The organism is Ilyomonas limi (assembly GCF_005233845.1).
In the GTDB taxonomy this organism is placed as follows: domain Bacteria; phylum Bacteroidota; class Bacteroidia; order Chitinophagales; family Chitinophagaceae; genus Ilyomonas; species Ilyomonas limi.
The window spans coordinates 1-14,129 of record NZ_SZQL01000025.1 but is presented as its reverse complement, the minus strand read 5'-3'; the positions used below and the strand labels follow the sequence as shown (position 1 = coordinate 14,129).

General features: G+C 38.2%; 14 protein-coding genes. 3 read left to right on the top strand and 11 right to left on the bottom strand.

What is annotated here, in order from left to right; genetic code table 11:
• Window positions 1–71: 71 nt before the first annotated feature.
• The 11 genes from FC093_RS21080 to FC093_RS21030 form a co-directional block, all read right to left on the bottom strand.
• Entirely contained in the window at window positions 72–2,711 is a 2,640-nt protein-coding gene (locus tag FC093_RS21080) for an MGH1-like glycoside hydrolase domain-containing protein (protein ID WP_137263798.1), read from the bottom strand.
• Between the two features lie 319 nt (window positions 2,712–3,030).
• The gene (locus FC093_RS21075; protein WP_137263797.1) at window positions 3,031–3,570 is read right to left on the bottom strand and encodes a dihydrofolate reductase family protein; all 540 of its coding nucleotides are present in this window, start codon (window positions 3,568–3,570) and stop codon (window positions 3,031–3,033) included.
• A gap of 5 nt (window positions 3,571–3,575) precedes the next feature.
• On the bottom strand, window positions 3,576–4,184 hold the full coding sequence (locus FC093_RS21070) for a uracil-DNA glycosylase family protein (protein WP_137263796.1): 609 nt from the start codon (window positions 4,182–4,184) through the stop codon (window positions 3,576–3,578).
• A gap of 52 nt (window positions 4,185–4,236) precedes the next feature.
• Window positions 4,237–4,776 carry a DUF488 domain-containing protein gene (locus FC093_RS21065; protein ID WP_137263795.1) on the bottom strand — a complete coding sequence of 180 codons (540 nt, stop codon included), beginning with the start codon at window positions 4,774–4,776 and terminating at the stop codon, window positions 4,237–4,239.
• 99 nt (window positions 4,777–4,875) lie between these two features.
• Window positions 4,876–5,220 carry a carboxymuconolactone decarboxylase family protein gene (locus FC093_RS21060; RefSeq protein WP_137263794.1) on the bottom strand — a complete coding sequence of 115 codons (345 nt, stop codon included), beginning with the start codon at window positions 5,218–5,220 and terminating at the stop codon, window positions 4,876–4,878.
• A 24-nt stretch (window positions 5,221–5,244) separates the two neighbouring features.
• Window positions 5,245–8,022 (bottom strand): aconitate hydratase AcnA, encoded by a 2,778-nt coding sequence (gene acnA / locus FC093_RS21055; protein ID WP_137263793.1) that lies wholly within the window; start codon window positions 8,020–8,022, stop codon window positions 5,245–5,247.
• 47 nt (window positions 8,023–8,069) lie between these two features.
• The gene (locus FC093_RS21050) at window positions 8,070–8,543 is read right to left on the bottom strand and encodes a universal stress protein (RefSeq protein WP_137263792.1); all 474 of its coding nucleotides are present in this window, start codon (window positions 8,541–8,543) and stop codon (window positions 8,070–8,072) included.
• A gap of 81 nt (window positions 8,544–8,624) precedes the next feature.
• Window positions 8,625–9,557: an SPFH domain-containing protein gene (locus FC093_RS21045; protein ID WP_137263791.1), complete on the bottom strand. Its 933-nt coding sequence runs from the start codon at window positions 9,555–9,557 to the stop codon at window positions 8,625–8,627.
• A 141-nt stretch (window positions 9,558–9,698) separates the two neighbouring features.
• Entirely contained in the window at window positions 9,699–10,043 is a 345-nt protein-coding gene (locus tag FC093_RS21040) for a plastocyanin/azurin family copper-binding protein (protein ID WP_137263790.1), read from the bottom strand.
• Window positions 10,043–10,585, bottom strand: coding sequence for a DUF4142 domain-containing protein (locus FC093_RS21035; protein ID WP_137263789.1), 543 nt, complete (start codon window positions 10,583–10,585; stop codon window positions 10,043–10,045). The genes FC093_RS21040 and FC093_RS21035 overlap by 1 nt, the downstream gene beginning before the upstream one ends.
• A gap of 170 nt (window positions 10,586–10,755) precedes the next feature.
• Complete coding sequence (locus tag FC093_RS21030; protein ID WP_137263788.1) at window positions 10,756–11,442, bottom strand: hemerythrin domain-containing protein; 687 nt, start codon at window positions 11,440–11,442, stop codon at window positions 10,756–10,758.
• A 283-nt stretch (window positions 11,443–11,725) separates the two neighbouring features.
• Here FC093_RS21030 and FC093_RS21025 point away from each other — a divergent pair, with 283 nt between their 5' ends.
• From FC093_RS21025 to FC093_RS21015, 3 genes are all read left to right on the top strand, one after another.
• On the top strand, window positions 11,726–12,415 hold the full coding sequence (locus FC093_RS21025) for a response regulator transcription factor (RefSeq protein ID WP_137263787.1): 690 nt from the start codon (window positions 11,726–11,728) through the stop codon (window positions 12,413–12,415).
• Window positions 12,415–13,800, top strand: a complete 1,386-nt coding sequence (locus FC093_RS21020) for a HAMP domain-containing sensor histidine kinase (RefSeq protein ID WP_137263786.1) — start codon at window positions 12,415–12,417, stop codon at window positions 13,798–13,800. Before FC093_RS21025 ends, FC093_RS21020 begins: the two co-directional genes overlap by 1 nt.
• Before the next feature lie 77 nt (window positions 13,801–13,877).
• Window positions 13,878–14,129: hypothetical protein (locus tag FC093_RS21015; RefSeq protein ID WP_137263785.1), on the top strand; the 252-nt coding region annotated here is incomplete at its 3' end.

Below are 14,129 nucleotides of genomic sequence, written 5' to 3'. Positions count from 1 at the left end.
GGAATTGCTACTATTTCCCTTTTGCACACATAGGTTCTATAATAAAACAAAAGCGGGTTTAATACATGCAATTAAGGGTTTAATTTTCGAATAATTTCTGTAATGATACCCGTCCACCCGGTTTGATGCGAAGCACCTATTCCCCGGCAATTATCTCCATGAAAACATTCATAAAACAATACAAGATCTTTAAAATGTTTATTGTGGTTGAATATATTATTCTGTCCATTTAAAAGTCTCTTTTCTTTTAAATTCATAGCAAATATGTTGGTCAAACGCCTCCGCAATTCATTTGCAACCGTTTCAAGATTTACCATATTTCCTGAATGCGACGGCAACTCAACCAGTAATTCATTCTGAAAATATTTATGATACTTCTCCAGCGCCAGAATTATCAGATAATTCATCGGCATCCAGACAGGTCCACGCCAGTTAGAGTTGCCCCCAAATAAATCAGAGTTTGATTCACCAGGCTGATAGTTAAGGCCAAACTCTTTACCATCAATAATGATTTTATAGGGCTTTTGATGAATTTTTGAAAGCGACCTAATGCCACCAGGCGATAAAAATTCATTTTCATCAAGCAAGGCATTTAAAATCTTTTTTAATCTTTTATATGGCACCAGCGAAAGTAATATGCCACTCTTCGCATCTATATCTTCTATGACCTTATATTGATTATTTTTTTGCCGGTATCGTACAAACCATTTCAAACGGCGGTGGAATTCGGGAACTTTTTCCAGCAATTCTTTATTAATAACATGAACCGAAAACAAGGTGGTAAGACCAACAAGTGAGCGGACTTTAATGGGAATAAATTTTCCATTGGGCATTTTCAGCACGTCGTAAAAGAAACCTTCCTCTTCATCCCATGATCCCGGAAAATCCTGGCTGATTCGGTTCAGTGAGCTGGCGATATAAGTGAAATGTTCAAAAAACTTAGTAGCGAGGTCTTCATAGGCAACGTTAGACTGCGCCAGTTCGAGTGCTATTTCCAGCATATTCAGGCAATACATTCCCATCCATGCGGTACCATCTGCCTGCTGCAAAACGCCTCCGCCGGGTACTTTATTTCTGTCAAATAATCCAATATTATCCAGCCCTAAAAAACCTCCTTCAAAAACGTTGTTATTAAACCGGTCTTTGCGGTTAACCCACCATGTGAAATTGATCAGCAACTTTTGAAAAATTCTTTCCAGAAATAAAGTATCTCCATTGCCGGTTCGTTCTTTATCTGTTTTATACACCTGCATACAGGCCCAGGCATGTACCGGCGGATTTACATCGCTAAACGACCACTCATAAGCAGGCAACTGGCCGTTGGGACTCATATACCATTCCCTTAATAAAAGCACCAGTTGATCTTTTGCAAATTGCGCATCCAGCATAGCAAAAGGAATACAGTGAAAAGCAAGGTCCCAGGTGGCATACCAGGGATATTCCCATTTATCGGGCATCGAAATAATATCTTCGTTATTTAGTGTAGGCCAATCGCTATCACGACCAGACTTTCGCTGTACCGGTGGCGCCGGCTGACCTTTGTCGCCATTTAACCACGAAGGAATATCAAAATAATAAAATTGTTTGTTCCATAACATTCCGGCAAAGGCCTGCCGTTGTATGTTTTTTAAATCTTCATTTGCTGATTTTATAAGATGGCTATAAAATTCATTTGCCTCGTGTATTCGCTTTGTAAATACTTCATCAAATTCACGATTCAAAGGATCTGGTAAGGATTGCTTGCTCAAACGCAATTTAATAATAACAGAACCTCCGGGTTCTATATTGAAGTGATAAACGGGCGAACATTTGGTGCCATTTTTTTTGTTGCTGAATAATGCAAAACCCTCGTGAATAACCGCATTATGAAAAGCATCTTTTACAAAAGGACTTTTATTAGGTGCGTTATATAAACGTTGTGTATTTGTGTCGTTTTCTGTAAATAAAACAGTGGCTGTTTTTTGAAAATAAAATGAGTATTCTCCTACCTGCATGTTGGTGATTTTTAATTCACCGGTCATCTCATTTTTTATTAATTCAATTACAGGCTTCCCGTTAGCCAAACCATAAGACCAAAGATTGCGCATCCACAACGTTGGTAATAAGGTAATGGGTGCATTATCCTCAGACCGGTTATATACAGTGATCCTGATACAGATATCTTCTTCATCCCTTTTGGCATATTCAGTATAAACATCAAAATAGCGGTTGCCATCAAATATCCCGGTATCAGTTATCTCATATTCATCATCATCTTTATTGCGTTTTCTGTTTGTTTGCTCCAGGTCATGATAAGGAAAAGCTGCCTGTGGATATTTATACAAATATTTCATGTAGGAATGCGAAGGCGTATTATCAAGATAGTAATACAGTTCTTTTACATCCTCACCATGATTTCCGTAGTTAGGTGTTAGTCCAAATAATCTTTCCTTTAATATATCGTCTTTGCCGTTCCATAAAGCAATGGCAAAGCATATTCTTTGGAGGTTATCAGCAATACCTGCTATTCCATCTTCGCCCCAGCGATACGCTTTTGAGCGGGACATATCATGAGTAATATAATTCCAAACATCGCCATTAGAACTATAATCTTCTCTTACGGTAGCCCATTGTCTTTCAGACAGGTATGGTCCCCACTTCAACCAATTTTTCGTCTTGGAATAATTTTCATTTAACCGTTTTTGTTCCTCCTCCTCATTAATATTCTGCATGTATTTATAATTAAAAAACCTTCACGATAGTAATTGGAGTAATTGGACACAGCAGAGGTTACGTTATCATCTTATTTTTAGCACAGCATATGTAGTACACTGTTATACGAATATGTTTAAGTTGTAAGCAGATGATGCACCCGTCATTGCGAGCAACGCGAAGCAATCTGCGGATGTTAATAAGATCATGATAAACCATTAGTATTGAACACTTATTTTAAAGTTCTAGCTAAGCCACAGATAATGATTTATAGCTAATCACAGATTGCTTCACTGTCGCTCGCAATGACGAATACGACCATCTTTAACCATCATCTGCTTACAACTTAATCTTATTTTTCAGCACTGTATATTTAGTAATCAATGTCCCTTGTTCATTTACTTTTTCACAGTGGATTAAATGTAAATTGATATCCAGGTTTACATCTGTTACAAAATTGCCACCTGTTCCAAATATCTTTGGTTCCAGCGTTAGCCATAATTCATCTATTAATTGCTCTTTTAAAAATGACGTGGCGATATGCGGACCTCCAACTACCAGCATTTGCTCGTATCCTTTATTGTTAAACCGTGTAAATATTTCAGCGGGTGATTCATTTGTAAATTCGATTTGGTTAGGAACCTGCAACCCTTTGTATGTATCAGGCTGCCTTGTCATAACAATAAGCTGGTGGTGAGTGGAGGGGTTAAATGTCTCAGCATTAAATGTGGTGCTTCCCATAACGATGAGCCGGGATTCATTCCACACGTTTTTATAATAATCCTGATCCTGATGAGATGACCACAACTTAACATGCGGGTTTCCCCATTTTGTTACCTTTCCATCGAGTGTTGACACAAATATGAGTATGGTTTTCATTTTGATTATTTAAAAATATTCAGGCTGTTCAAAGGCGCTTCTGTGTACATTGCTAAATGTACTCTTTTCTGTAATTCAGGAATCGCCTCTTTCATAAACCACGGGTTGATCTTCACCCAGTTTTGATTTCGGGGAGAAGGGTGTGGTAACGGAAAATATTTTGGAAGAAACCCTTGATAATTTTTTACCGTTTCGGTGAGGCTGCCTTTAAAATCTTTCTTTAAATAATAACGTTGGGCATACTGTCCTATCAACAAAATAAGCGGCTCGCTTTTAAAATATTTAAAGACCTCCGGATGCCATAGCGGAGCACATTCTGGCCGCGGTGGCAAATCGCCTGAGATTCCCTTTCCGGGATAACAAAAGCCCATTGGCAGGATAGAAAAAAATACCGGGTCATAAAACGTTGCTTCATCAACATGCATCCATTCTCTTAATTTTTTTCCACTCGCATCATTCCACGGAATTCCTGTTTCATGAACACGCCTGCCCGGCGCCTGCCCGATAATAATAATTTTCGAAAATTCGCTTAACTGGACAACCGGCCGTGGTCCTAATGGTAAATGTTCTTTGCAAACTTCACATCCTCGTATGTTGTTTAACAATGTATTCATTTCGATTTGAAATAAATCAGGTGGTTATTGCGCTTTAAAAAGGAATAAAATTCTATCCATTTTCATTTACATCCATTTCATAATTCAAAGCCCCGTTTATTATTCGTGCAGGCGAGGTGTAAGGATGCTCTTCTGCTTTACCAATATTCATAATATGCATTACGTTCCAGCCATGTAACTTTAGATAGTCGGAAATCATAGCGCGGTGGCATCGCCACCACACTGCTTCGGAACACATATAGGCAGTTCTTTGCTTCATTGCAACCATTTCAAGTTCCTGCATTCCTTCTTTAAAAGCCGCTGTTTCCATATAATCGGCATAGCCTCGAAAAGCAACATGCCGCCACCCAATATTTTTAGAATGTGCGTCTGGCTTTCTTCGTCCTCCAAGATTTTTTAAATGAAGGTATTGAATGTTGTTTTGGGGTAAAGAAACCTCCAGTGCATCTTTGTTGTACTGCGGGTACTTTCGCGAACCAGGATAATTTCTTACATCGGCAATCAATTCAATTTTAAATGCATGCAACAGGGCAATAAATTCTTCAAACGTGCGGGTAGAATGACCGATTGTCCAGATAGATTTATCTTTCATATCTTCTTTTAGCGCTGTTTAAAAGAAAGAATTGCGCCGTAATTATAATGAATGTTTTGATTAAACATTTTAAATACAAAGTATATACGCTACTGCAAGTTATATGGATGCCTTATTTCCTTCCATTTCATCCAATGCAATGGCAGCATGTGCATAAGCACCACCGGCACGCATTTCGGCAGCCACCCAAATTGCTTCCATGATCTCTTGTTTGCTTGCCCCTTTTTTCATGGCTTGTTTGGTATGAGAACGGATACAATACAGGCATTGCGTTACATGCGCCACTGCCACCGCAATGAGTTGTTTTGTTTTTTCGGGCAATGCACCTTCTTTGAAAACTGTTTTACTAAAGTATCTGAAAGCATCTGTAATTTCAGGAGCAAGACCCGCTTTCTTTTCAGCCATTTCTCTTGTAGCTTCCGGATAAAGTTGATTGCTGTTCATGCTGTATAATTTATGTATGAATAATTAATTGGTCTTTTCCAGAAATTGCCGCAATACATATTGCAGTATTCCCCCATGGCGATAATATTCAATCTCTATCTTTGAATCTATCCGTGCTATTGCCTCGAATTTTATTTCCTGTCCATCTTCTTTCCGCGCAATCACCTGCACTTTTTTTAAAGGTTTCAGATTTTCCGCAATGCCTGTTATGGTAAATAGCTCACTGCCTGTGAGCCCTAATCTCTCGGTGTTGTCTCCGGTTATATACTGAAGGGGCAGCACACCCATTCCTACCAAATTACTGCGGTGGATACGTTCATAACTTTCTGCCAGTATTGCTTTAATACCCAACAGGAATGCGCCTTTTGCAGCCCAGTCTCTCGACGAGCCGCTGCCATATTCTTTACCCGCCAATACTATTAATGGTGTTTGGTCCTGCCTGTATTTTATTGAAGTATCATAAACAAACATTTCTTCGCCCGAAGGCAAATACCGTGTATAGCCACCTTCGTTTTGCGCCAGTTTATTTTTAATACGCACATTGGCGAAGGTGCCGCGAACCATTACTTCGTCGTTTCCTCTTCTTGAACCATAAGAGTTGAAATTTTCCTTTTTTACGCCGAGGCTGATTAAATATTCGCCTGCCGCAGAAAACTGGTTAAACTGTCCTGCAGGAGAAATATGGTCTGTAGTAATACTATCGCCCAACACTAATAAAGCTCTTGCATTCGAAATATCTTTTAATGGTGGTGCTTCATCGGGTAGGTTATAGAAAAAAGGCGCCTCTTTAATATACGTAGAACTTTTGTCCCATACATATAACGTATCATCCGGGATAACAAGGTTTCTCCAAATGTCGTTTCCTTCGAATATCTCTCCATAATTTTTAGCAAAATCGGTCGGAGAAAGCACGTTGCTCATCAACTCGTTAATTTCATCATCCGAAGGCCAGATATCTTTTAAATAAACAGGCTGTTGGTTGGGGTCGAAACTCAGCGGTTCATTGATAAGGTCTATATCAATTCTGCCGGCAATGGCATAGGCAACCACCAGCATTGGCGACATTAAAAAATTCATTCTTACCTGCGGATGAATCCGGGCTTCAAAATTCCTGTTGCCCGAAAGCACTGAAGCTACCACCAGGTCATGTTCATCTATTGCCTTGGCAACATAAGACGGTAAAGCACCGGAGTTACCAATGCAGGAGGTACAGCCATAGCCGACTGTATGAAATTGCATTGCTTCCAGGTCATCTAATAAATCTGCTTTTTCAAGATAATCGGTTACCACTTTTGAACCCGGAGCCAAAGAAGTTTTAACCCAGGGTTTCGTTTTCAATCCATGTTCTCTTGCCTTTCTGGCTACCAAACCGGCACCCACCATTACAAATGGATTGGAAGTATTGGTACAGGAAGTAATAGCGGCAATAGCTACAGCACCATCGGAGAGCATAAAACTTTCCTTGCCAAAAGTTACCCATACATTTTTCATTCCGTTTACAACAGTTTCTTCAATTTCCGGCTCGGGCATTAGCTCAGTGGGCGCCTGCTTTATAGGCTGGCTGCCGCCTTCTGCCATCCAATTGCTTAATTGTTTTACTTCTGTGTATTTGCGACCGTAAGTTTCATCCAACAGCCCTATAAATTTTGATTTAAAATCCTTTAATAAGACTTTATCCTGTGGTCGTTTAGGTCCGGCCACCGTAGGTTCTATGGATGAAATATCTAACGCTATAACATCTGTATAAACAATATCCTCAGCTCCCGTTCTCCAGAGCATATTGGCTTTGCAATAATCTTCCACCAATTTTACCTGTTCTTCAGAGCGATTACTTTTACGCATATATTCCAGCGTTTTATCATCTATCGGGAAATAAGTAATCGTGCATCCAAATTCGGGAGACATATTGCCAATGGTTGCCCTGTCGGGCACTGAAAGATTATTAAGTGCTGAGCCGAACACTTCAACAAATTTTCCAACCACTCCATATTTTCTTAGAAGTTCAGCAATAGTCAGTACCAAATCTGTAGCTGTAGAACCCAACGGAAGTTTTCCCGTTAACTTTAATCCTATTACTTCCGGCATGATAAAATAAATCGGTTGCCCTAAGATGGCGGCTTCCGCTTCTATCCCGCCAACGCCCCATGCCACCACACCTATTCCATTAACCATAGGCGTATGGCTATCTGTTCCCACCAGTGTATCAGGAAAAATTTCTCCGTTTCTTTCAATTACACCTTTTGATAGATATTCCAGGTTCACCTGGTGACAAATGCCCATGCCCGGAGGAACCACGCTGAAATTATTAAATGATTTTTGTGCCCATTTTAAAAATTGATAGCGTTCTTCATTACGCTTATACTCTTCCTCCATATTGCGGGCATAAGAATATTCCGTTCCAAAAAAATCAACCTGTACGGAATGGTCAATGATAAGGTCAACAGGTATTAATGGATTTATCTCGTTGGGATTTTTTCCTTTCCTTGCTATTTCTGCACGGAGAGAAGCAATATCCACTACCGCCGGAACACCGGTAAAATCCTGCATCAATACGCGGGCGGGTTTAAAGGGAATATCTTTATCTGAGCCGAGCGGCTTCCATTGAAGAATGGTTTCAATGTTTTCTTTGGTTACAGCAAAATCATCAAAATTGCGTAATGCATTTTCCAACAGAATACGAATGGAAAAAGGCAGCTTGCTAATACCATGTCCCTGCTTTTCAAGCTCCGCCAGACTGTAATAGGTGAACGTGCCATTTTTGGTGCTTAATAATTTCTTTATTTGGTAAGGGTCCTTTGTCATAATTATTATATCTATTTGTTAAACACTTATTTTGTTAAGGATTTCTATTACTTGTTTTCTCCGGAAGCGCTGATTGGAATAATGAATAAAGGAATGGAACTGTGATGCAAAACCTTTTCCACTACACTTCCCATTAAAATTTTATCGAGCCCACACCTTCTGTGTGTACCTATAACAATTATATCAACATTTAAACCGGTTGCTGTTTGCAAAATAGTTTCTCCAAAATCACCCGTTTTTAAAACCGTTTCAATGGATTCATCTCCAAGATGGTGTTTGAATTCATCCAGATACTCCTGAGCCCGTTCTTTTAGTTTGTTGTCAGCATCTGTTTCAACCACATTGCTAAAACTATCAAAACCCATTATGGGAGAATAGTTAAGAGAGGAATAGTAAGTGGCAGTAGAAATTACATGCAACAAAATTGCGCTGGCATTCATTGCCCTTGCTAAACGATAACCCGTTTCTGCAACTTTTTGTGCAGTTGGATTGTAATCCAGTGCAATTAGTACTTTGTTCATTTTTGCAATTTTTACTAATCCTTTTTATAATCATTGTATGCCTTTGTGTGATGTTGTATTTATTGCTTCAGCAATCCTTCATTATTCATATATTTCCTGCTCCTGTTCCATTTTCTTATAAAGCTCATTTCTGCTTTCTTTATTTTCTCTTTTCTTTGCCGGCAATGGCAGCACACCAGCCATATCACCAATAATATTTACCAATTCTGATCCCGCAGGAACAACAATTTTTGTGTTCAACTTAAAGGAAGCCTCCACTGTTTCTAACTTCTTTAATAATTGAGCATTCCCTGTAAAGTATTTATCGGCAGCTTCATTCACCAGCATAATCGCTTCGGCTTCTCCTTCGGCATGCAATACCTGGGCACGTTTATAGCCTTCTGCTTCTTTAATTTTTGCCCGCTTTACGCCATCTGCCACTGTTTCTGTCGCCGTTGCATAGTCAATAGCAGCTATTTTTTCATTCTCTGCCTTCACTACTTTATTCATCGTTTCCTGCACATCACGGGGTGGATCTATTTCTTTTAATTCAGTTCGCACAATTACAATTCCCCAGCTTGCGGTTTCGTTTCTAAGCGTGGTGTGTAATTCAGCATTAATTTTTCCCCGCTCACTATTGGCAGATCGTAATGTAAGTGTTCCTATAATATTCCTGAGGGTTGTACGGGCAAGATTAACAATCTGCAATTTGTAATTGTTTACATTATATTGAGAGCTCTTTACACTTTCCTCTGCCTCTATTACCCTGAAATATACCTGAGCATCCACACTGGCGTTAAGGTTATCGTTAGTGATAATTTCCTGCGGCTGTGCATCTACCATTTGTTCAGTTGTATTTACCACATACATCTTATCTATAAAAGGAATAATCCAGTGAAAGCCGGGTTGGGCAAATTTTATGTATTTACCTAATCGCTCAATTAAACCCCTGTGGGTGGGGCGAACTATTTTAACGCCAAGAAAGAATAACAATACTATTGCTATTATAATAATTAATAAAATTTGCGTTGCCATTTAGTTGTTGTTTAGTTATTAATACAATAATTGTTTATTATTTTAAGCTTCCCTTTCAGCGAAACTCTTTATGCTTACATGTTGAAAAAAGATGCGCACTAAACCTATGTAAAAATTACTTTCAACAAGCTCATGCAAAATTTATTGCACAATCAACTTCCCTTTCATTACCACATGAATACTGCAATAGTAATCTGCGCTTTTTGTAACCACCAAACTCCACGATTCACCCGGAGCAAGTGGTCCTGAAGTCCAAAGCTTGCCTGCCTGTTCTGTTACATCATGTGCTACAATATCATGGTTTATCCAAACTATGGTATCGCCCTTTTGTACGGTAAGTGATGCGGGCTGAAACTGCATTTGCTTAATCTCAACGTTAGACACTCTATGTGTCACTTTTACCGGGCTTGAGGTGCAACCAATTAACAGAAAAACAAAGCATAGCAGGCAAGCGCAGGTCTTTAATATGGAGTATGGGTTAGCCATTATTTATTAAATTCTTTTTGTACCATTTCTGCATGTGCAAGATGTGCTTTAAAAAGTGGTAATGCAGATTGCAATAAACTTTTCAATTCGCTGTTTGTTGCATCCGGAATTAATACATTTTCAACTTCGTTGATTGCGGCTTTGTGATAGGCTACTTCATTATCAATATAAGCTTTGTTGAAAGCGTTACCATTTGTTGAATTAAGCATCGCTTTTGTTTTAGCTGCCCCTTCAAGAAACGATTTTGTAGTGGCATTATCTTTTGGTGTAACGCCGAGTTTGGTAGCCAATGCCACTGCCTGGTCAATTACAGATTGGTGGTCTTTTGCCATTGTTTCTGCAAATCTTAAAACGTCTGCGTTCTTCGATTTTTTCTGTGCAATTTGCGCGTATTCAATGTCAATCTGGTTGGCAGTTACAGCCACAGAAGCAATCTCCGCATCTGAAAGCCTGGTGTTTTCCTGGCCAAAAACAGGAACAGAAATTATAGCAGATGCTATTGCTACAGAAGCAAATACTTTAACTGATTTAATAATTTTCATTGCTTAATTTTTATAGATGAATGAACGGTAAAGGGGCAATGTACGATGCCAGTGTTAGAGGCAGGTTAGGAAGGGATTAGAAACTGATTAGAATATAGATATATGATTAATAGTAAGAGTGCGGCTTCTTCGTTTTTTTTAAAGGTTTCATTTGTAGTTGATTACTTATTTTAGTTAAGTGCTTCATTCATTGCTATCAGTTTAGGAAAAAGTATCTTGTTTTCAAGATAAATATGCATGAGCAAATCATTTTCAAATTCGCTCATTTTCTTAAACAGCAAATTACATAAGGCGCAGGTGTCTTCCGGTACTTGATAATCATTAGTAAGTTCTCTAAACACATTCAAATCTTCCTCTGCAACAAGATGTTGCTTCTGCATTAATATTACTGCATCTTTTATTAAGTCTAACGTGGTATAAATCGCTGTTCCTGTAATCTTTTTGTTTTTTATTAATTGTTTCATTTCCGGGAACAGTAATTTTTCCTCTTTCGTCAGGTGATTTAATAAACCATGAAGGAAGAGAAAGATTTGCGAAGCCAGTTTTTTGAACTCAGGATGATTTTCGCTATGTCTATACATAACTTTTTGCGCCAGATTATAGATAATAACAGCATTATCTTTCACATATTGATGATGGAAATCAATGATGTAATCAATAAGCATTTCAATATCCCAGGTATAAAGTTCCTGCAATGCTATCGCTTTACCTGTAGTGGATTGTTCCAATACCGATTGTAATTGCCCGGTTTTATTAGCATCATAGCAAAGTGATGTTTCACTTCTTAATACTGCTGCAATACGGGAATCTTTAGCAGCAAAGTCACCTAATGTGATTGTTAATTGTTTTGTACTCATGATAAATTTTTTAAGTTGAATAAGGAATTATTTTTCAATTTACTTGCCTGTGAATTCATCAGTATGTTACTGAACAACTTCTAAGGTCAATTGGTTCAAGACACCCTGGAATAGCTTACATTGAAATCCTGTAATTTGAATAATGCGACCTGTTTTGGGGGTAAATGTATAGCTGCCTTGTTAGGCTAACATTAAGGTGGTATTAGAATGTGATTAGAATAAGCAAACTTTGTATAGATGTTAAATGATGAAGAGTAAATTGCTTAAAAACCGGCTTACATTTATGGATGGAAGAAAAATTTTAATTGTTGAGGATGAAAAAAAGATTGCCGACACACTTAAGTTTGGACTTAGTGAGATGGGTTTTTATGTAGAAGTTGCATACGATGGAACCTTAGGTTATCATATGTTTAATGCTCATGATTTTAATCTTGTAATACTTGATATAAATCTGCCGGGAATGAATGGATATGAGCTATGCAGAGCCATTCGTTTAAAAGATCAGCGCATACCTGTGCTTATGCTAACTTCAATGATTGCCTTAAATGATAAGATAGAAGGGTATGATTCAGGAACAGATGATTACATGGTTAAACCATTTGAATTTAAAGAACTACTTTTAAAAATAAGAGCATTGCTTAAACGTACAACCAATCAAAGTTTACCGGTTGGCAATATTTTGAAAGCCTCTGATTTGGAAATGAATCTGGATTGTAAAGAAGTAAAAAGAGATAATAAGATAATTAACCTTACTGCTAAAGAATTTCAGCTCTTAGAATACCTGTTGCGTAATAAAAACAGGCTTGTATCAAGGGTGGATATTGCAATAAATGTGTGGGATGTAGATTTTGAAACGAATACCAATGTAATTGATGTGTATATTAGTTATCTGCGAAATAAAATTGATAAAAATTTTCAACATAAGCTGATTCAAACCCACGTTGGTATGGGTTATATCTTAAAAGACCATTAATGGCTGTAAGAATTAAAATAACATTGCTATTCACCACAATAGTATTTTTATTGTTATCATTACTATGTAGTTCCATCTATTATTTTGCTTATACCCGCCGGTTAGAGAATATTAAAGCCCACCTGATCAACCAGGCTTTAACTACGTCCACCTTGCTAAACGAATCTAATATATTCAATCAGCAACTGATGAATAAAATTGATTCAGCAACGATCATATCTATGAAAGACAAGACTATCCAGGCATATAATAATGTAAATGAAAGAATATATACTTACAGCGACTTCCCGGGTGACACTTTAAAGCTTAGTGAAGACATGCTTAGTGAAGCAAGGATGAAAAATAGTATTTTTTTTACTGCCGGCAGAAAAGAGGCGGTTGCATTTTATGCTAATAAAAATAAGGAAGGCATAGTTATTCTTGCGGCCGCTTTTGATGAAGAAGGAAATAGAAATCTCCAACACTTAAAACTTATTTTATGGTTGAGCTTTATTGGTGGTACCGTAATCGCTTTTATATCCGGGTATATTTTTTCTAAAATATTGTTGCAACCTGTTAAGAAAATTGCTGACGAGGTAAACATTATTTCTGCGCAGAGCCTCACCCATAGAATAAAATCAGGCAAGTCGGATGATGAATGGAGTTATCTCATCAAAACATTAAATGATTTATTAGACCGTTTACAGGAGAGCTTTGAAATACAACGTCGCTTTATTTCTTCTGCTGCGCATGAATTATCTACTCCGCTAACCTCTATCTCCAGCCAGTTGGAGGTATCGCTTCAAAGAAACAGGGCAGTTGAAGATTATCGCCTGGTGATGCAGTCGGTTTACCAGGATGTTCGTGAGCTTACCAGGCTTACGCAAACGTTGCTGGAATTTGCCACCGCATCGGGTACAGCAGGAGGCATCGAGCTTAATCTGCTCAGAATAGATGAAGTGCTGATGCGGTTACCGGCGGAGATGATAAAGCAGGATAAAGCCTATTCTGTAAAACTGGAATTTGATCAATTGCCTGAAGATGAAGAGCAATTGTTTGTATTTGGTAATGCTGAATTATTATTTTCAGCTATAAGAAATGTTGTTTCCAACGCTTGCAAATACTCCCATAATCGTTTGGCGAAAGTAAGGTTAGCTGTTGATGAAACAGGAATAAAAGTTTCTGTTGAAGACGCTGGTAAAGGCATTTCTGAAAGTGAATTAAAGAATATTTTTCACCCTTTTTACAGAGCCGAAAACAACCGGGCAATAACCGGTTTTGGCGTGGGTTTACCATTAGTTAAACGCATTATAAAAATACACAAAGGGCAAATAGCGGTTAGCTCTGTTGTTGGTAAAGGAACTATTGTTGTTATAAGCCTACCTATTGCCAGAACAAATAAGTAATTATCCGCTAACTACTTTCTAACTTACATTCAATATCCTTCAAAACAACTTGGCCTCCCGATATTGCCAAAAGAAATATGTGGTATGGAAAAAATGACTCAGCTATTAAATTCAATTGTACCGCTTTCAACATTACCGATGCGATACAGCAGGCATTGCGAATAGAAAATGAGCAGAAAGCCATACGTGCCAAAGCGGAAAATGACATTATAGAAGCGAAGCGCGACAGTGCTGTGCTTGTAATTGGTGCATTGAGTGAAGCGCGTGCTATCCGGGAAAAACAAAATGCACTCACGCCTGAATATGTGGAGTATCAAAAAGTATTGAAA